The 19,086-nt window shown below is 45.2% G+C and carries 19 protein-coding genes; 10 read left to right on the forward strand and 9 right to left on the reverse strand.

All coding sequences use genetic code 11. From position 1 onward, the window contains the following. Positions 1–176: 176 nt before the first annotated feature. Complete coding sequence (gltS, locus tag R7127_RS08990) at positions 177–1,403, forward strand: sodium/glutamate symporter (RefSeq protein ID WP_005374443.1); 1,227 nt, start codon at positions 177–179, stop codon at positions 1,401–1,403. A gap of 154 nt (positions 1,404–1,557) precedes the next feature. Beyond that, positions 1,558–2,424, forward strand: a complete 867-nt coding sequence (locus R7127_RS08995; protein WP_005374442.1) for a hypothetical protein — start codon at positions 1,558–1,560, stop codon at positions 2,422–2,424. 90 nt (positions 2,425–2,514) lie between these two features. Here the strand turns inward: R7127_RS08995 and nagB are convergent, their stop codons facing one another. Next, the gene (gene nagB / locus R7127_RS09000) at positions 2,515–3,315 is read right to left on the reverse strand and encodes a glucosamine-6-phosphate deaminase (protein ID WP_005374441.1); all 801 of its coding nucleotides are present in this window, start codon (positions 3,313–3,315) and stop codon (positions 2,515–2,517) included. A 374-nt stretch (positions 3,316–3,689) separates the two neighbouring features. On the opposite strand from nagB, the gene R7127_RS09005 reads away from it, so the two are divergent. After that, a complete protein-coding gene (locus R7127_RS09005; protein ID WP_005374440.1) occupies positions 3,690–3,941 on the forward strand; it encodes a DUF3081 domain-containing protein in 252 nt (83 codons plus the stop codon). Positions 3,942–4,088: 147 nt separating this feature from the next. Here the strand turns inward: R7127_RS09005 and R7127_RS09010 are convergent, their stop codons facing one another. Then, on the reverse strand, positions 4,089–4,442 hold the full coding sequence (locus R7127_RS09010; RefSeq protein ID WP_005374439.1) for a DUF413 domain-containing protein: 354 nt from the start codon (positions 4,440–4,442) through the stop codon (positions 4,089–4,091). A gap of 149 nt (positions 4,443–4,591) precedes the next feature. Here R7127_RS09010 and R7127_RS09015 point away from each other — a divergent pair, with 149 nt between their 5' ends. Then, positions 4,592–5,485: a LysR family transcriptional regulator gene (locus tag R7127_RS09015; protein WP_005374436.1), complete on the forward strand. Its 894-nt coding sequence runs from the start codon at positions 4,592–4,594 to the stop codon at positions 5,483–5,485. Between the two features lie 81 nt (positions 5,486–5,566). Here the strand turns inward: R7127_RS09015 and R7127_RS09020 are convergent, their stop codons facing one another. The 3 genes from R7127_RS09020 to R7127_RS09030 all read right to left on the reverse strand — a co-directional run bounded on the left by R7127_RS09020 (position 5,567) and on the right by R7127_RS09030 (position 7,246). After that, positions 5,567–6,262, reverse strand: coding sequence for a pirin family protein (locus R7127_RS09020; protein ID WP_065275579.1), 696 nt, complete (start codon positions 6,260–6,262; stop codon positions 5,567–5,569). Between the two features lie 9 nt (positions 6,263–6,271). Then, on the reverse strand, positions 6,272–6,715 hold the full coding sequence (locus tag R7127_RS09025; protein ID WP_005374434.1) for a DoxX family protein: 444 nt from the start codon (positions 6,713–6,715) through the stop codon (positions 6,272–6,274). A 327-nt stretch (positions 6,716–7,042) separates the two neighbouring features. Then, entirely contained in the window at positions 7,043–7,246 is a 204-nt protein-coding gene (locus R7127_RS09030) for a hypothetical protein (RefSeq protein WP_172563674.1), read from the reverse strand. 194 nt (positions 7,247–7,440) lie between these two features. Here R7127_RS09030 and R7127_RS09035 point away from each other — a divergent pair, with 194 nt between their 5' ends. The 3 genes from R7127_RS09035 to R7127_RS09045 all read left to right on the forward strand — a co-directional run bounded on the left by R7127_RS09035 (position 7,441) and on the right by R7127_RS09045 (position 10,206). Further along, a complete protein-coding gene (locus R7127_RS09035; RefSeq protein ID WP_318141928.1) occupies positions 7,441–8,808 on the forward strand; it encodes an AlkA N-terminal domain-containing protein in 1,368 nt (455 codons plus the stop codon). Next, positions 8,805–9,287, forward strand: coding sequence for a methylated-DNA--[protein]-cysteine S-methyltransferase (locus tag R7127_RS09040; protein ID WP_005374431.1), 483 nt, complete (start codon positions 8,805–8,807; stop codon positions 9,285–9,287). Before R7127_RS09035 ends, R7127_RS09040 begins: the two co-directional genes overlap by 4 nt. 100 nt (positions 9,288–9,387) lie before the next feature. Further along, positions 9,388–10,206: a hypothetical protein gene (locus tag R7127_RS09045; protein ID WP_172563676.1), complete on the forward strand. Its 819-nt coding sequence runs from the start codon at positions 9,388–9,390 to the stop codon at positions 10,204–10,206. Between the two features lie 72 nt (positions 10,207–10,278). Here the strand turns inward: R7127_RS09045 and R7127_RS09050 are convergent, their stop codons facing one another. Continuing rightward, positions 10,279–10,887 carry a YitT family protein gene (locus tag R7127_RS09050; protein WP_033907220.1) on the reverse strand — a complete coding sequence of 203 codons (609 nt, stop codon included), beginning with the start codon at positions 10,885–10,887 and terminating at the stop codon, positions 10,279–10,281. 201 nt (positions 10,888–11,088) lie between these two features. On the opposite strand from R7127_RS09050, the gene R7127_RS09055 reads away from it, so the two are divergent. After that, on the forward strand, positions 11,089–11,484 hold the full coding sequence (locus R7127_RS09055) for a GFA family protein (RefSeq protein ID WP_033907219.1): 396 nt from the start codon (positions 11,089–11,091) through the stop codon (positions 11,482–11,484). A 37-nt stretch (positions 11,485–11,521) separates the two neighbouring features. On the opposite strand, the gene nhaD is transcribed toward R7127_RS09055, so the two are convergent. Together nhaD and R7127_RS09065 are read right to left on the reverse strand one after the other, a co-directional pair. Beyond that, positions 11,522–12,952, reverse strand: a complete 1,431-nt coding sequence (gene nhaD, locus R7127_RS09060) for a sodium:proton antiporter NhaD (protein ID WP_017633821.1) — start codon at positions 12,950–12,952, stop codon at positions 11,522–11,524. Positions 12,953–13,372: 420 nt separating this feature from the next. Then, a complete protein-coding gene (locus R7127_RS09065) occupies positions 13,373–14,398 on the reverse strand; it encodes an acyltransferase (protein ID WP_033907218.1) in 1,026 nt (341 codons plus the stop codon). 250 nt (positions 14,399–14,648) lie between these two features. Here R7127_RS09065 and R7127_RS09070 point away from each other — a divergent pair, with 250 nt between their 5' ends. Beyond that, on the forward strand, positions 14,649–15,239 hold the full coding sequence (locus tag R7127_RS09070) for a TetR/AcrR family transcriptional regulator (protein ID WP_005374416.1): 591 nt from the start codon (positions 14,649–14,651) through the stop codon (positions 15,237–15,239). A gap of 128 nt (positions 15,240–15,367) precedes the next feature. Continuing rightward, positions 15,368–16,225: an alpha/beta hydrolase gene (locus tag R7127_RS09075; protein ID WP_017633823.1), complete on the forward strand. Its 858-nt coding sequence runs from the start codon at positions 15,368–15,370 to the stop codon at positions 16,223–16,225. A 168-nt stretch (positions 16,226–16,393) separates the two neighbouring features. On the opposite strand, the gene R7127_RS09080 is transcribed toward R7127_RS09075, so the two are convergent. After that, positions 16,394–18,940, reverse strand: coding sequence for a glycosyl hydrolase family 18 protein (locus R7127_RS09080; protein WP_064376355.1), 2,547 nt, complete (start codon positions 18,938–18,940; stop codon positions 16,394–16,396). Between the last annotated feature and the right edge of the window lie 146 nt (positions 18,941–19,086).

Genomic DNA, 19,086 nt, shown 5'->3' on the forward strand with positions numbered 1-19,086 from the left:
CTCACTGAATGATAATTAGCATAATTTTAGGTCTGCCTATTTCTTACTTGATGAGAATCAATGGTCAAAGAGGCCTAGAAAACAAAAGTTTCGAGAGGCAATCTGACTGGCTTAGGCACCTATCTCACGTTGAGCGCGTGCTCAATGAATGAGAAAGAGTAGAGTAAAGAGGTCTCATGAATCAGGTAATATCTATCGGCCCACAGGAGTCGTTCCTTGTCGCAATTTGCGTGTTGTTTTTAGGGCAGTTCATCAATACCAAGTTACCAACCTTAAAAAAATTTAATATTCCAGAGCCAATTGTTGGTGGTCTAGTGGTCGCTTGCGTAATCACGACGATGCACTTAAACGGTGTGGATGTATCCTTTGATTTACCACTGCAAAACGTTTTTATGCTGATGTTTTTTGCAACCGTTGGCTTAGCGGCAAATTACACCCAACTGATTAAAGGCGGTGCGAAGGTTTTCATCTTCCTAGTTGTGGCATCGGTCTACATTCTTATCCAAAATGCGGTCGGCGTGTCCTTAGCAACAGCGTTGGGGTTAGATCCACTCATGGGGTTGATCGCCGGATCCATTACGCTTTCTGGCGGACATGGAACTGGAGCTGCGTGGTCGCAAACTTTTCAAGAAATGTATGGTTTGCATAATGTTCTAGAGGTGGCAATGGCTTCTGCTACATTTGGCTTGGTGATGGGCGGGATTATTGGCAGCCCTGTTGCACAAAAGCTACTAAACAAACACAACTTGGAATCGGAATACGGACGCACCAATCAAAGTCATCAGAGTTTCCCTGAACTGGTGACGTACAACGAACATGAGGAAGATCGCGTCACAGCGAAAAGAGTCGTTGAAAGCTTGTCCATCATTCTACTTTGCGTGACAGGCGCGAAGTATCTGGAGAGTTGGGTAAGCAGTTTTGACATCAAGTGGTTAATGATTCCCGATTTTGTGTATGCGCTGTTTATTGGTGTTGTTATCACTAACATCATGGAAGTGACGAAGGCGCGCAAGGTTGATTTAGAAACCGTTGATATTCTTGGCACGGTTGCACTATCTCTATTTCTTGCCATGGCCTTGATGAGTTTGAAATTGTGGAATATTTTCGATCTTGCGATCCCATTCCTTATTATTCTTGCTATTCAGTCGGCAGTGTTGGCGATGTTCACTTACTACGTAACATTCCGCATGATGGGAGGCAACTACGATGCGGCGGTGATCGCTAGCGGACACTGCGGTTTTGGGTTAGGTGCTACACCGACTGCGGTCATGAATATGGGCTCCATCGTGAGTCGATATGGTCCATCACCACAAGCATTTATGGTGGTTCCAATTGTCGGTGCATTCTTCATCGACATTGTGAATTTAGTGATTTTGCAAGGATGCATCGCTTTTATTCGATAACATTCGCTTTTTTACCGAAATAACAAAGCCAGCACCTATACGCTGGCTTTGCTATTTGTAACACGAAATCTTGTTTGCCTGACTTCAAGCCGTGAAATCAATGCGTTACTATGACGACATAGTGTTCAATTTTGCAGCAGCATGAGGTACCCACATGTCTGAAAAAATATCGACGTCGGCATTAGCGAAAATGCGCAAGGTAGAAGCTAAGCTGCTGTTTGCCGATCTCAAACGTGCAGGCTACATCGTTCGCCAAGATGAAAAGTGGATTTTGACCGAAGAAGGGGCAAAGTTTGGCGGTGAGTATGTGGATCACCCTAAATTTGGCCAGTTCATCGTCTGGCCGACCAACTTACATATTGAGCTGACTCCCAGCTCAGGGAAAACATTGAGCGCGACACAACTGGGTGAAAAGCTGAAATTGAATGCGAAGCGCATGAACCAGCTTTTGAGTGAACTGGGTTGGTTGACCAAATCCGAAGAGGGATGGAGTGTCACAGAAGCTGGTGTGCGCGCTGGTGGGCAGCAAAGAACCGATAAAGAAACACAAAATACCTTTGTCGTATGGCACGATGTGGTGCTGCGTAACAAGCGTCTTAAGCAGTCTGTCATTGAGTTTTTGGGGCAAGACGCGGAGTCACATTCTACGGATAAATCGTACTCAAGCTTTCGCCAAAAATTTGAAGCCAAGCACCGAACATTAGATGGGCATTACGTGCGCTCTAAGGGGGAGTTGCTCATCGACAACTGGCTGTACTTGGCTGGTGTTGTGCACGCTTATGAGCGTCAGTTGCCGATTGACCAAGATGTCACTAGCGATTTTTACTTGCCAGGTGGCAAAGTCTATTTGCAATTTTGGGGAAGTGACGATGGGGAGATGGCTCAGGCCGACCGTGAGACCATTCGTACTGTTTATGAGCAGCATCATTTCAATCTTATCGAAGTCGAACCGAGTGAACTAGACAAGTTGGATGAAGTGCTTCCTAAGCGTCTTCGTCAGTTTGGTATTAAAGCTTATTGACGACTTAAGCCCGCTGTTCAGATAAGAAAAAACCCGTGTTCAACACGGGTTTTGTATTTTTAGTGTGTTTCTAGGCTGCCATCCTATGGGTTAAAAGCCTTTGATGTTTTCTGCTTCTAGCTCAGAGAAGTACTTCACTGTCTTCACTTTCAGTTCTTGTTGAGCTGGTTCGTCGCATACGATCACCGCTTTAGGGTGAAGTTGAAGAGCAGAAACTGTCCATAGGTGGTTTACACAACCTTCCACGGCTGCTTCAAGTGCCTGAGCTTTGTTATGGCCAGTGACCAAGATCATCACTTCTTCTGAGTCTAGAAGCGTACCAACACCGATAGTCAGCGCGTATTTAGGCACTTGGTTGATATCGCCGTCAAAGAAGCGAGAGTTCGCAATGCGAGTGTCTTCAGTGAGGGTCTTGATGCGAGTACGAGAAGAAAGAGATGACGCTGGCTCGTTGAACGCGATGTGACCGTCGTTACCCACGCCGCCCATGAACAGGTTGATCTTGCCGTAAGACTTAATTTTGTCTTCGTAACGCTTACATTCTGCGTCGTGATCGTCTGTGTTACCGTTCAGTAGGTTGATGTTTTCTTCTTGAATATCAATGTGATTAAAGAAGTTGTTGTACATGAACGAGCGGTAAGATTCTGGGTGATCCGCAGGGATGCCAATGTACTCATCCATGTTAAAAGTCACGACGTTTTTGAAGCTGACTTCGCCGGCTTGGTAAAGCTCGATTAGGGCTTTGTAGGTTGCTAGAGGAGTGCCACCAGTTGGTAGACCCAGAACGAATGGACGCTCAGCAGTAGGTTTAAAGTCGTTGATACGCTTAGCGATATGCGCAGCTGCCCACTTACCTACTTGTGCTGCTCGAGTTAACGGGATAAGTCTCATTTTGTGCCCCTAGTTATTGGAATTGACGATGTACTGAAACATTAATTCGCATTATAAAATAAGTAATGGCGAACTGCTATTGTTTTAGGTCAAAATTTTGCTTTTTCTTTAACCAATGTTGGTTTTGTCGACGATTTTTATATCTAAATGCTTTTATAAGACGATTTTTTACAAAGAAATTGCATTATGAAACTGACGAATCAATAGATAAAATTTATGATCTAAATTAAGTTCTGCCTTCGCACTTAACCTTGTTTTTTAACAACCTACAGAGTGCGAAATCGCACACGAACTTCAAATATTATGGGTTAGATATGGCATGGCGCTCATTCTTTAACCATAATTGAAATGTGTAAACCAGTGAGGAATTCGGTATGAAAAATGAGTTAGATCCGAGCAAAGTACTACAGGCTTACGAATGTGTGATGAACAACGGTACGCCAACCGAATTTGGTAAAATGTATGAAGGTGTAGAAGCGTTTTCTGACTACGATGGGTACAACGTTTTCTTAAGAGGGAATGGTGTTGAGCTAAAAATTGGCTTCCACAACACCTATCACTTGGAATATGACCAAGAGCATTTGAAAGAGAGCTTTCTGAAAAAGATTGCGACGCTCGCCAAGTAAACGGTCATCACCCAAATATTAAAAAAGCCCTTGGGAGAATGCCCCCTTGGGCTTTAGGAGAAGAAATGAGCTTGTCTTGCTCGCTCAGTAAAGTCAAACGAGCTTTCGCCTACTGCTAGAAAAAGGCGAGAACTAGGTTATTGGTTATTAATCGTCTTCAACCAAACTCTCTTCAATGTATTCTTCTGTGGCGTCAGGCTTGTTACGACCATTTAGCGTATGGAAGCGCTTGCGACCACGAGCAAGTTGGGTGTACTTTAGCCACGTACGCTCAAGTTTTGTTTTTGCTTTGCCCGGGTTTTCTAACACCTTGATGAAGTGTTTCTCTTCGCTGTTTTCAGGTGTTAATTCGCCTGACTCTAAGCCAAGCATTGTATCCCCATAAATTGTTAGGATTTCCTCTTCTGAAAGAGTAAAATCGCCAGACTTTGCAAAGCCGCGTGGGAATTTTACGTTATCGTAAAAACGTTTTTTGCCATGACGGAATTCAGTGTCAGACATGTCAACAGCCTCTGTAACCGTTATTGATGAATGTAGTGAACTTACGGCGAAAATTAGGCTTAAATCTAACAAAAGAAAAACAAAACTTTTTTGTCGTCATGATTTTAATTAGTTGTTAATCTGGTTTTATATTAACCAGGAGATGGTTTATGGATGTAAAAGTCTTTCGAACATTTTTAGAGCTGGCAAGAGTTCGTCACTTCGGACGTGCTGCTGAGAACCTTTATATTACCCAAGCCGCTGTGAGCGCACGTATCAAACAATTGGAAAGTTACTTCGATACGCAATTGTTTATTCGTGATCGAAATAACATAAAGTTGACCTCTGCAGGTGAGCGCTTAATCAGCTATGCCGAGGTAATGGTCACTACATTGCAACAAGCGAAGCTAGAATTATCGCTTGAAGATGGCAAAGCGCTGCAACTAACGTTAGGTGGCACGCCAAACATTTGGGACGCTTATTTACAGAATTGTTTAAGTGTCGTCACAGATTCGTTTGGTGGTTATGGCTTCATGGCAGAAGTGATGGGACGTGAGATGCTCAGTCGTAGCTTGCTAGAGCGCACGTTAGATATGGCATTTGCGTTCGATCAGATCAAAGCTGATGAGCTTAACTGTAAAAAAGTGGCAGATGTTGTTCTCGTTCTGGTATCAACTGAGAAAGATTCTTTAGACACCGTTTTCGAAAACAAATATGTGTACGTTGACTGGGGGACGCGTTTCTCCTCAGAGCATTCTGAACGTCACCCTAAGATTCCGGCTCCATATTTACGCACTTCAACAGCGCGTATCGCATTGGACTTTATTTTAGAGAAGGGTGGAGCCGCGTACTTACCAATCTCTCTCGTGGAGCCATTTATCGCTAATGGGCAGCTTCACAAGGTGTCTGGAGTAGAAGATTGGTGTCGCCCTATCTATTTGAGCTATCGTAAAGCTAGCTCGTCTGTAGACGCGATTAAGCAAGTGGAAGAAATTGTCAAAGAGATCGATCCACTGACCGCTTACAGTTTTCAGCAAATTGGTTCTGGCACTTCCGACGAATAGCGTTGAATGAAAAGTCAGAAAAACGAAAAAGCCGCCTTGAGAAATCAAGGCGGCTTTGTTTTTATCTCGATGAATCGATAGTTATGGTAAGTCAAACAACAGGGCTGTTGTGCTTTCGTTTGATGTATTGCGCAAAACAACCTTACTCTGGTGTTCAACCTTCGCGCCGTCGCCAGCCGTCAAAGTGGTATTGTCGACACTAAGGCTCCCAGTCACTTGATGGATGAATAGATTTCGGCCCGACTCAATCTCAAAGTTTAGTTCGCTACTTGGCTCAAGAATTAACTGATGCAAAGTCGCATCTTGCTTAATAAGTAGCGTGCCGTTTTCTCCAGTTGGAGTTGCGATAGTCGTTAACCCAGGATTGCGACCAAAATCTTTTTGCTGATAACCTGGCTTGGTTCCAAATGTGTTCGGTTGAATCCAAATCTGTAGAAACCGCAGCGTATCTTGGTTCGATGCATTGTACTCACTGTGGTAAATCCCTTTCCCTGCCGACATGAGTTGGAATTCACCTGCAGGTAGTGTTTTGACGTTGCCTTCACTGTCTTTGTGTGCGATAACACCTTCCAACACATAGCTGATGATCTCCATATCACGGTGGCCATGTGTATCAAAACCCGCGCCAGGCTTGACTACATCGTCATTAATGACTCTCAGCTCAGAAAAGCCCATATGTTGAGGATCGTAGTAGCTACCAAAAGAAAACGTATGTTTGCTATCAAGCCAGCCAGAGTTTGCTCGACCTCGGTCTGCTGCATGTCTTACCGTAATCATAAGGCCTCCTTAAGAGAGCTTTTTGTTTAAAAAGTTATCTAACGCTGCTTTACCTGCGCCAGAGAACGCCAGAGAAACGCTTGCTGCCAGTAATGCTAAGCCAAACTCGTAACCGTTGTTTGCCATGAACAGGCCATTCTCAAAGTGGACAGAGAATATCGCTACCACCATCGTGAACGCCAAAGCAACCGCTGCTGGTCGAGTTAGCAGACCAAGTAAAATGAACAAGCCGCCAAAGAACTCTGCGCTGCCCGCAAGTAACGCCATGAGTACGCCAGGACCTAAACCGATAGATGCCATCCACTGACCTGTGCCTTCTAGGCCGTAGCCACCAAACCAGCCAAATAGTTTTTGTGCGCCGTGCGCCATAAAGATAATGCCGATTGGAACGCGAAGTGATAGTGCGCTGTAACCTGCGTTTGATGTGGTAATTTTCTGTAATAGTGCTTTCATGATTCTGTCCTCTGACTCTTTTCAATGAGTGGGAAGCGTGTGCTCCCGTGCTGTTGAGAACAGTTTAGGTAGAGGCGAACATAAAAATAACGGGAGGATTTTGATAAACTCGTTCTAAAAAATTGAATGATTGGTTTTTATTTATTTAAATCAATGTCTTGATTTTTATATTCGGGTGTTTATTTGCCGATTATTTTCTGTTTTAAATCAAGGTCTGTCATTATTTTCGATAAACATTTTTGCTGTTAAACAAAAAAAAAGAGCACATGTACTGTGCTCTATTGCTTTCGCTTTTAACAAGGGAGAAAGGTGTGTTAAAGAAAACCGTCAGAGGTTCATTAAGCTCTCTAATGAATCCTCTACATTGTTGTAGTGATAAGTTCGAATATTACGTCCATCCGTCGCATTAATCTGAATTTCTGAGATCTCGTTATCTGAGTCTCGTTCGATAATTCCAATAGAATGATCTACGGATTTACTGGTAATAACCTTTTGGTTTCTTAATACAATTACGCAAGTATGTAAGTCCATGCCAATTCCCTTTAGCCGACGTTGTTGTGATGTTCTGGATCTAACTTTAGTGTACAAAAGCGCTAATGCCAATAAATCTCAATATTGAGTTCCGAAAATGGCTAATTGTGGGCGCTTAAGCAAGCTACAATAACACTATATTGAACGATGCCTATGAACAATAAATGACAAAAGGCATGAGCAAGGAAAGCACTATGTTTATTCACCCCCATACCTCACTGACCTTCGAGCAGTGTCACAAGGCGCGAGTCGCGCGAGACAGTCGTTTTGATGGGCGATTTTATGTGGCGGTAAAAACAACGGGAATCTTTTGTCGTCCGATTTGCCCGGCAAATTTGCCTAAAGAAGAAAATGTTGAGTATTTCGCTGATAAGACGCAAGCCCTTCAAGCAGGGTACCGTCCGTGTTTACGCTGTCGACCTGATAGCGCGCCTGGATCTTGGGCATGGAAAGGTGTCGAGACGACCTTTCAACGAGCGATTTCGTTAATTGATAGAGGGGAGTTGCATCACCATTCGGTGTCTGAGTTGGCTGAGCGTGTTGGGATTTCTGACCGTTACTTACGTATGTTGTTTGAGCAGTATCTAGGTATGTCACCCAAGCAGTATGCGCAATATCAGCAACTAATGTTCGCCAAACAGTTGCTTCACTCCAGCTCTATGTCGGTCACCGACGTGGGGTTTGCGTCAGGTTTTAACAGTACGCGCCGCTTTAACGATGCTTTTCAAAAGTTTCTCAAACTAACGCCTTCTCAAGTACGCCGTAAAGAGTTTGATGGTGCGGGTTGCAATCGAATTGTCTTACCTTATCGAGGTGAGTTGAATTGGTCGCACATGTTGGACTTCTATCGTTTGCGAGCGGTTGAGGGGGTTGAGCTGGTGAGTGATGAGAGTTATGAGCGCAACGTTTTTTTGGATGACAGCAAAGCCTGGTTTAAAGCGACAAAAGGTGAAGGATACTTAGAACTGGCGTTTGAAATTGAAGACGTAACGAAGCTGCAAAACTTGGTGTCTGACATTCGTCGTATGTTCGATCTTGACGCTGATATTTGTACTGTTGAGCAGCATTTGGAGTATGTCGCGCCTGGGCTCGTGTCGAGTAAAGGTATTCGTATTCCTGGTGTATGGAATGCATGGGAAGCAGGGGCTAGAGCGATTTTAGGCCAGCAAGTGTCGGTTAAAGCTGCGATTGGTCAACTTAACTTATTGGTGGCCACACTTAGTGGTGAGTCAGAAAAACGTTTTTTCCCGACTCCCAGTGATATTGCAAACGCCGACGTGAGCTTTTTGCGCATGCCGCAAAGTCGTAAAGAGACGCTAGTGCGCTTCGCTCAGTTTATGCAGGACAACTCAGAAGCTGACCCCCAGCAGTGGCTAGCTTTGAAAGGCATTGGACCTTGGACCGTCAGTTATGCTCAACTGCGAGGGCAATCTCAACCCGATTGCTTTCTAGATAAAGACTTAGTGGTGAAAAAGGCGATGCAGCGTTACCCATCACTGAATACGCACACTGCGGCCCCTTGGGGAAGCTACGCGACGTTTCACTTATGGAATCAATCATGAAAACATTTTATACCGAAATGCCGAGTCCACTAGGAACGGTGACTATCCAATCGAACGCTGAGGGCTTGCTTGGCATTTGGTTTGAAACATGCACCACTAAGCCTAGTGAGCTGGGAGTGCGAGACGAGCAGCATCCGGTTTTGCGCCAAGCTGTCACCCAACTGGATGAATACTTTGCTGGTCTGCGCAACGAATTCGACTTGCCCCTTGCAGCGACAGGCACTGATTTTCAAAATCAAGTTTGGCAGGCACTAACGACCATTCCATATGGGGAAACGTGGAGCTATCAAGATCTTGCGAATGCGATAGGTAACCCTAAAGCTGTGCGTGCTGTTGGGTTAGCAAATGGGAAGAATCCGATTTCTATCGTGGTACCTTGTCATCGCGTTATTGGCAAAAGCGGAAAACTGACTGGATATGCAGGTGGAGTGGAGCGCAAGCAACGTTTGCTCGCGCTGGAGCAAGGTACACCGCTTTAAGTGAAGCGATTCTCATATTGGGATTAAGCGTGCTACACAGGGGTAACGATAGTGTAGGGTTTCATATTCGTTATACGAACAGAAAAAGGACAATAAGGACATGCCTTTCAAAACGGATTTTGATGCCTTCATGAGTGAGTGTTGGCAGCATCACGAGGACAATCCCGAACAAATTTATGCTCAGCTAGAAACGGCTCTGAGCGAGGTGGAAGACGTTACCCAAATCGAGCGAATATTCGCATTGATGCTGCATACCGCTATTGGGCATCTCCAGTGCCCAGAACAGTTTCTTACTTGTTTAGATCACTTTGATGAACGCAAGGTTGCCGAGAGTTTGGCATTTCAACGCAGTATTGCCGTTGCGCGCTACTTCGTAGATGGCACTGACAATATGGAATTATTGGAAGAGCAAGAACAACGCCGAGTTTACGCTTTGATTTCGAATGAACTTTCTGCACTTGTTCAGCTTGAACTGGCGAGTCAATGGTTGGTGAAGGCAGCGTTAGGAATGACGCCGAACGATGCAGAAGGGCCATTAGCGCGCGCTATAGCGATCACTGCAAACAACTTAGCATGTCAGTACGAAGCGCTGGCTGAGCGCACGTCCATGGAAAAATCGAAGATGTTAGAAGCAGCAACACTCGCGCTAGACTATTGGAAAGTGGCTGGGGGTTGGATGCAAGAAGAGCGCGCAGAGTATCGCTTAGCGATGAGCTTGCTTAAAGCGGATAAACCGCAAGAAGCCAAAGTGCATGCTGAGCGCTGTGAAGATATTTGTCAGCAACATGGTAGCGACGCGCTTGAGCTGTTCCACGCACATGACTTGCTGATGCAAGTACACTTCCATCTTAGCCAGAAATATAAAGCTAAATTGGATGAAGAGATGCAGCAGCACTGCAAAACGAGCTCGTTGACGTGATCTTAGCGTTGAATGAAAAAAGCCCCGAGCGACTGGCTGGGGGCTTTAGGGTTGTTGACTATGCAGCGATGATTATGCTGCTTGCGCTTTTGCTTGGTATCGTCCTGGTTTATGGTTCATCGCCAAAATCAAGTTCGTAGCGATGGCACCTAGAACAGATAGAGCGATAAGGTGCACATCTACAATCAACAGTGACATCACCACGATGGCACAATCTAACGCCATTTGAACTTTACCCGCTCGAACTCCAAAACGTTCCTGAAGGTACAACGCTAGAATGTTAAAGCCACCCAAACTCATTTTGTGACGGAAAATTACCAACATACCGATTCCAATCAGCCCACCACCCAAAAGTGCCGCATAGAAAGGTTCGATTCGTGAAATCTCAATCACATGATGCAGATGATCGACCGCAAAAGAGACAATCGAAACCGCAATAAAGGTATTGATAGTGAAGCGCCAACCCATGCGCATCACAGATAAAATATAAAAAGGGAGGTTAAGAGCGAAAAATATCTGACCAAAACTGAAGTCACTCACTTTGGTTAGGAAGATCGCCAAACCAGCCGTACCGCCAGTGAGCAATCCTACTTTGCTAAAAAATATCACCCCAAGTGACACCAACGCACTGCCGAGCGTCAGAGCCAAGAGGTTCTCTCTTAGGCTATGATCTTTGTCCATAAATTAATTTCCTTGGTTTAAAAACCGCGCCGGAGATAACACGTCTCACGGACGCGATAGACAATCGCCAAAATAGCAACTAACAAATCGGCCAATAAAATGTCGCGAAAAGTGATGGATGTCGAGTTTTTGGACGAGATTATGATGATATTAACCTGTTTAACATAATGTACACAGATAGAAAAACAACAAGGAAAAGTTATGATTAAGAAAGTTGGCAACACCCAAATCAGCACATTACATCGACTGAGTTGTCACTGTGGAAAAGTTGAGCTGGAACTGGCGTTACCCAATGGTATTGAGAAGCCGAGACGGTGTGACTGTTCTATGTGTCGACGTCGTGGCGCGATTGTCGCGTCTGTACCTTTGAACGGTATTCGTATTGTGCAAGGCGAAGAAGTCTTGAAGCAGTATCAATTTAATACACACACTGCGAAGCACTTTTTCTGTGGCGAGTGCGGTATTTATACGCACCATCAGCGTCGTTCTGACCCGAGTGAGTATGGCTATAATGTCGGCTGCTTAGAGGGCGTCAACCCATATGAGTTGGGAGCGATTGAAGTGATGGATGGCGTTAACCATCCATCCGACCGTTAGGTTACATTGCAAGTTAAGTGACTAATTCTAGGTGTTTTTAAGTAAATAAACCGCTATTCATCCACAAGTGTACCGCAATACTGGCGGCATAACCCAAGGCGATGACGGGAGCCCACTTTAGGTGGCCAAAGAAGGTGTATTGTCCACGCGCGGCTCCCATTAAAGCGACGCCTGCCGCGGAGCCAATGGAAAGCAAACTGCCCCCGACACCTGCGGTTAATGTGACGAGTAGCCAGTTGCCCATCGACATGCTTGGTTCCATGGTCAGTACAGCAAACATAACCGGAATGTTATCGACAATTGCAGATAGGACACCAACCATTACGTTTGCCCAGACTGGGTTCCATTGCGTGTACATGACGTTTGAAACCAGTTCGAGGTAGCCAAGTAAACTTAAACCGCCAACACACATCACAACACCGTAGAAGAACAACAAGGTGTCCCATTCGGCTCGAGACACACGATGAAACACATCAAACGGAACCACTGAGCCTAAGCGCTTCAATGCCTGATCATCGCCATTGGCAATTGCCATAGCTGCTTTTTTTGCGAGTGAGTGTTTAAGAGTTTGACGCAAAAAATATCCGAAAAACTGTAAGTAGGCCAAGCCCATCATCATGCCCATAACGGGTGGGAAGTGCAGCAAGGCGTGGAAAGAGACTGCGGTGGCAATCGTCAGAATGAACAACGCGACAATACGCCTTGCCCCGCGTTTTAGCTCAACGTGTTGGTGAATCGTATTCGGTTTTGTGTTTGGAACAAAAAGTGACATCAAAAATGCGGGAACCAAGTAGTTCACCAATGACGGTACAAACAACGGAATGAACTCAGCAAAGCTGACATGACCGGCCTGCCACACCATCAGGGTTGTAATATCACCAAATGGGCTGAATGCACCGCCAGCGTTGGCTGCGATAACAATGTTGATACAAGCAAGATTGACGAACTTAGGATTATCACCAGAGACTTTCATCACTACAGCGCACATCAAAAGGGCCGTAGTTAAGTTATCGGCAATCGGTGAAATGACAAAAGCGAGAAACCCCGTCAGCCAGAACAACTTTTTGAATCCAAAACCTTTACCAACCATCCACGCCTGTAAGGCATCGAAGAGTTTGCGTTCTTCCATTGCGTTGATGTAAGTCATCGCCACGAGCAAAAACAGCAGCAACTCGGCATATTCCAACAAGTTGTGTTCTAGTGCGGATTTGGCGATTTCAGGCTGGTTGTGTTGAGCAAAGGTGTAGCCAATCAGAATCCAAATTAATCCTGCAGCGAGCAGCACTGGCTTGGATTTTCTCATTTTCAGATACTCTTCCAACATAACCAGTATGTAAGCGATCGAAAAGATAATCAGAGCCGCGTAACCGACACCAGAATTAACAAGATTCAGTTCATTGGTTGATGCAGCAAAGGTGGCGCTAGAGAACAACAAACAGCAGAAAGCCACAATTGGATAGATTGGCATAGACATTTCTCCTTTGTCTGGTTGGAGAAATATTAGCCACAAATGAATGAGTTAGTTGTGAGAGAGCTCGAATTAACAGTAGGAGTTAGGAAATGATAGTGTGCGCCACTATTTTCTGAGTGACGCAATGCTTGCTGCGCCGAATAAAACCGCAGCGGCATATAAACCGTAAGTTAACCAGTGACTAATCTCTAAAAAAGGAACGAGTCCTTGACCTGCCCACATACAGCCTCCGTTTAATGAGCAATGTTGTAATAGTCGAGCCAATTTAAAGGAAATGAACAATGTTTTTTGTGAGTGAAAGCAAATTCTGAAGGATTAGAAAGTCAAAAATTGGTCAGTGAGAGAGAAATCTCATTTTTAACTGGCTAGCTCTAACCCTTTTGAGTTAAAGCTAGCTATATCTAGAGCTGAATGCATTTAGCGTAGGAGCCATTTTTTCAACGGTGAAGTGTCAATTGCTTTCACAAGCAGTATGGTTGCAACAATCGTTGCAGGATAAATAAACACATCTTTCGCGAGGTGTTGCAGCCCGATAAATCCAGCGACATTCATCATGACAATTATGATAAGCAGATGGCTAACATATATCCCTAACACGCTAGGAGATAGTTTGAAGACCCAAGGCATGTCGCCAAAATGAGGGTGAGCCAAAAGCCACATAAAGACACCTACAGCCCAGATAACGGTACCGAATAGGAAGTCGTGCGAGTTGAAAGCGATGTCATGTTGCATCAGCCAGTAAGCTTCACCAAAATGCAGTGCCATGCCAAGAATAATGCATCGAACCGTATTGTTTCGCGACCACCGCCACTGCGCTTCTCGTGCGGAATAACCTAGAGCAACTAGCAACGTGCTGAAAAAAGGCCCGTTACGAGTAAAGAAAGGCGCTGGCAGGTCGGTAATGGTCGCGTAACTGCCAGCAAAGACCCCGTATATGTATAGCAATACTGCGGTTGGCAGTATCAGTTGCACCATATTGATATGCACGAGAAAGGCAATTAACGCTACGGCAATGACCAGAGCCGGAATAAACCACAGATGAACGAGTCCGCCTTCGATGAGTGAATTGATCGGGGTTGACATTAAGTACCCCCAATAACCTTGCCTTTCGGCGAGATACCCAGCCTCAGCGACCGTCTGCCATTGGAATGGCATCAGTAAACTGATCATGCTCCAAATGAGCCAAACCTTCATTAACGGTTTGGCGTAGTTCTTAAGAGTATCGATAGGTGAATGACTCAACTTCGGCTGGATTAGATAACCCGAGATGAGAAAGAATAGCGGAACAGCAAAACGAGCCAGTTGGTTGAGCATATAGCCAACCCATGGTATCCCATCCCACTGCCAGTACGTCAGTGCCATCTGGCAATGCAAACCCACAATCGCAAGCATTGCAATGATACGTGCAAACTCTAAGCTGGCTATTTTTTGTTTCTTTGCCATTACATTGTTTACCTAAATAAAAAACTTAGGTGAAAATAGCAGGTTGTTACTGAAGTAATACGTGAAAAAGTCAACAGACTTGCGCTTACATCGAAGCTGTTTTGAAAATTAAGACTTACTTCAAACTTCTTAATTATTAACCTATTAACGCAATCAATACCTGATTCGTGAGTCGAAAATAGCACTGAATAATGGTTAGACCAGTTAACTCGAGATTGCAAAAAAGAACGATCGTGCTAAAAATAAGACTATGCAAAAAGGAAAAGTGACAAAAGAGTTTATTCTGCAGCGGGCTTTCGAGATCGCCAGCGAAGACGGATTAGAAAGTCTTACGATTGGAGAGTTAGCCAAGCAATGCGGTATGTCGAAAAGTGGTCTGTTTGCCCACTTTAATTCGAAGTTGAATTTACAGCTATCGGTGCTTGATCACGCCAATAAAGTGTTCGCTGATCGGGTTATTGAGCCTGCTCGAGAACTCGGGGATGGCAATATCGAGCGTAAAATTCGAGGGTTGCTCGACTCTTGGATGACTTGGAATCACGCATTCCAAGGAAGTTGTATGTTTCTTGACGCTTGGAATGATACGGCAGATAAAGATTGCCCGCTTCAGGCCGGACTGCGTAAATCCATAGACACTTGGCTGAGTTATTTGGAGATCCAAATAGCGAAAGGCAAAGAGAAGCAAGAATTTGCAGCAGACTTAGATACACGCCAAGCAACGTTTGATTTGTACGGTCTCTATTTGAGTGCGCATGTTTTTTACTCAATTAAAGGTGAGCAAGAAAGCTTGCGTCTGTTTTGGCAAGGGATCGACAACTTATTTTCTCGCTGGAAAGGCTAATATCGGTTATTCGCTTCCCAGATTCGTAGACATAAAATCACAAAGAGCGGCTGACTTCGCTCTTTCTTATCAGTATAAAAAGCACGACCGTTCTATTTTGTGCAAAGCTGATAGTTAAGGACATGATTATGAGTGAAAAAATTTACTTTAATACATCGCAACGTTTCAGTATTAAGCGCAGTTTGGTGAACATTAGTACTCGGTTACACCATACACTGGCCCCGTCACATGCAAAGAAGACCGCGCGCAAGCTTCTTCTGACACCGGCTCGTACGCAACCTAAAAATATTGAACCTCAAGGGCTTATCAAAGGTGAAATTAAAGGGCATGCAGGCATCATCAAAACCTATACTTTGGGCTCTGGACCTATTTGGGTGCTAACTCATGGTTGGTCTGGAACGGCAAGTCAGTTTTATCCACTGATGGAACATATTGCGTCGAAAGGGTTTACTGCTTTGGCGTACGATCATCCGGCACATGGTGAGAGTGAGGGGCAGTATGGGCACATTCCGGGGTTTGTCAGAGGATTAGAAGATGTGTTGGATACGGTCGAGGATATTGTTGGCCTAGTTGGGCACAGCATGGGCACCGCTTCTGCTCTTGAGTGTAGGCACAGTAAATTAGAAAACAAGCCTTTGCTGCTTATTGCTCCGGTATTAAATTACGTAGAGAACTTATTCGGTAGCATTGCACGTTCCGGTTACTCGATGAAGCTTTTTAATGCTGTGGTTTCAGAAGTTGAAGACCAATTTGGTTATCCGTTACAGTCCATTGATCCGATGAAGCGTTTGTCTGAGCGTCCGTCTCACACCATTATTATTCATGATGAGCAAGACAAGTTCACCAAATACAGTGTCTCGGCAAAAGCGGCTGAAGAGATTAAAAACGTTGAGTTAGTAACAACACAAGGTCAGGGGCATGGTCGAGTGATGAAGTGTGAGCAAGTCTTCAGTAGTTTTGACCGTTTGCTCGATAGTGCTTGGTAACCCTTACTTTTACTGATTGACTCGCTCCGTTTTGCGCTAATTCGATTTGAAAGTAACACCTCAGATTTTTTCGTCTCTGGTGTTGCTCTCCTCGTTAAGAGGTTAAATCCAAAAAGGACAGCCGAAGCTGTCCTTTGTTTATTTAGCAGAAAGTCTGCAAGGCTGAAGTTAGTTACAGTTAGCTACGCCAACTTCTTTCCAAACGCCCCATTCGCCAGATTGGCTAGGATCGTCACCCTGAGTCCACCATTTCGCTTCCCACGTTTTACCTGCGTGAGTCACTTGGTTACCACCTGTGTACACTGCGCTCGCATCCCATGCGTTGTCACAAGTACCAGGGTTCGGATCGGTTGCGTGCTGTGCAACAACCACTGTCGCGCTTGCCGATGAAGACGCTTTACCGTCGCTCACACTTACAGTGAAGCTTAAGCTTGTGTCTTGCGGGTATTCCGCAGCAGTGAACGTGACTTTAGAGCCTTCAACCGTTGCATTCAGACCTTGAGGTAGAGTCCAGTTGAATGTCAGGGTATCGTTGTCTGCATCGCTAGACGCAGATGCATCTACAACCACAACGTCACCAGCGTTTGCTGTTGCTGGAGCAACAACTTGTGCTACTGGTGCGCTGTTCACTGGGTCAACAACACCTGCTGGTTTCACTGTGACTACAACGAGGTCAGATGCCGTTGCACCCTCGTTATCAGTCACCGTCAGCTTGAAAGTTAATTGCTCTTCAACAGTAACTTCTGCTGCATCAAAGCTTGCTTTCGCTGTGTTTGCACCTGTTAGTACCACTGCTGTGCCAGATACTTGTTCCCAAGCGTAGCTTGCGATGGTGCCGTCAGAGTCTTTTGACAGGCTGCCATCTAGAACCACATTTGCAGGACCTGTTACCGATTGATCTGCGCCAGCGGCTGCGGTTGGTTTACGGTTTGGTTGAGGAACCACACCACCAGCCATACCTTCGTGCATCGCGTTTAGAATGTCACCGTTATCCGCGTCAATTTCCCAAGAGAATAGACCAGCAAGACCAAGAGACTTCGCGTAGCTACCTTTTGCTAGCACTGAACGGTGGTCATCAAATGTGATCAACTCGCCCGTAGTACGGTTCCATACCCATGGTGCTTCTGCTTGTGCATCGTAGCCGTACTCGAAGCCGTTAATACCAGTGTTGTTTGCACCTAGCATGAATGACTTAATGCCTTTGTAGTCAATTACGCCATCTTCCCAAACACCTTGCGCTGTGCTGCCCTTCAGTTTACCTGTAGCAGTACCTGTCATTGGGTCGTTTGGATCTGTGAGTGTATCTGGAGTTACGCCTTCCCAGCCACGACCGTACATTGCTGTACCAAGTACTAGCTTGTTCGCAGGAACGCCTTGAGCAAGAAGAAGTTGGATGCCGTTATCTGCTGTGTAAGCAGGACCTTTGTACGGTTCGCCGTTCTCATCAACGCCACTACCGTCACACTGACCAGGACGCATGAATGAACCACAGTAAAGCGCAGTTTGGTGACCAGGAACGTTATTCCAACCACCGTAGAAGTCGTAAGTCATTGCGAAGATGTAATCCATGTACTGAACTGCATCTGCGTAGTCTACGTCTTCAATCTTGTCGTAACCGACACCGATAGCGGACGTTAGCTCGTAAGTACGGCCTGTCTCAGCTTCTAATTCATCAAGCATTACGCGCAGTTCACGCATCAGTGCGATGTATGCTGGGCCATCGTTTACAGGGTCGCCCTTATCGGCTGCTGCACCGCCGCCGCCAGGGAATTCCCAGTCGATGTCAACACCGTCGTAGAATTTCCAAGTTTTCAGGAACTTCTTAACTGATGCGACGAATGTGTCACGGTTTTTCTTGTCCACGAAATCGAAGAATGGGTCAGACAGTGTCCAACCACCGATCGATGGGATGATTTTTAGATCAGGGTTACGTTGTTTCAATGCCATTAGCATTGCGTAGTTACCCTTGATAGGCGTGCTGTATTCATGACCAGCTTGTGGGAAGCTCTTCTGATAAGCAGCCCAAGGGTCATGGATAACGACTTCATAATCAGGCACACCTGTACAAGCAGTTTGTAGCGCGTTGAAACTGTTGCCGCCAACAGACTTCACAGACTCATTTGGGCCACAAATTGGGATAAAACCGTAAAGGATGTGAGTCAAGTTGTCGACCGGCATATTATCGACGGTGTAGTCACGGCCATAGATGCCCCATTCAACAAAATACGTACCCATCACGACGCTTGGATCGGTATTGTAGGTTTTGTTGTTTGGATCAACATTCATCGTTAGTGGCTTCAGGTGAGAACCATCGGTATCTGCAATTGTGATTTCAGCTGGTGCGCTTTTCGCACAACCTGTCGCATCACATGCTTCGATTTCCATTTGGTATAAGCCACCTTGGCCGTATTCAAACGAAGCTGTTGTTTGGCTACCAGTGATAGGGCCGCTTGCTACTTTTACACCATCAAAATAGACGTTGTAAGTGTCACCAGGTGTGCCACTCCACTGGTTAAATTTAACAATGATCTTCGCTTGCTCATGGTATTTCACCATGTCGTAGTAGCCTGACGTGGTTTCCATCGCGAGTTCAATTTTAGAAAACTGAAGGTTGTTGGAACCGTACATATCGATACTTGGTGCGGTTGGAGCCGCAACTGCAGCGCCTGATAGCGCTAAAGCAACTCCAGCTGCACATAGGTTAAATCGAATCATAACTTCTCTCTCAATCCTTGGATTCATGTTCTACCTAGAACATAGGCTGCTCTTGCACCAGATAAGATGATTGGATTTACTCCACGTGCAAAAGCATCACACTCAGCATTTCAGAGAGTTTTTTTTCGTCAAAAAAAATTAAGACG

It is taken from the genome of Vibrio sp. 1159, from assembly GCF_033340395.1.
In the GTDB taxonomy this organism is placed as follows: Bacteria; Pseudomonadota; Gammaproteobacteria; order Enterobacterales; family Vibrionaceae; genus Vibrio; species Vibrio alginolyticus.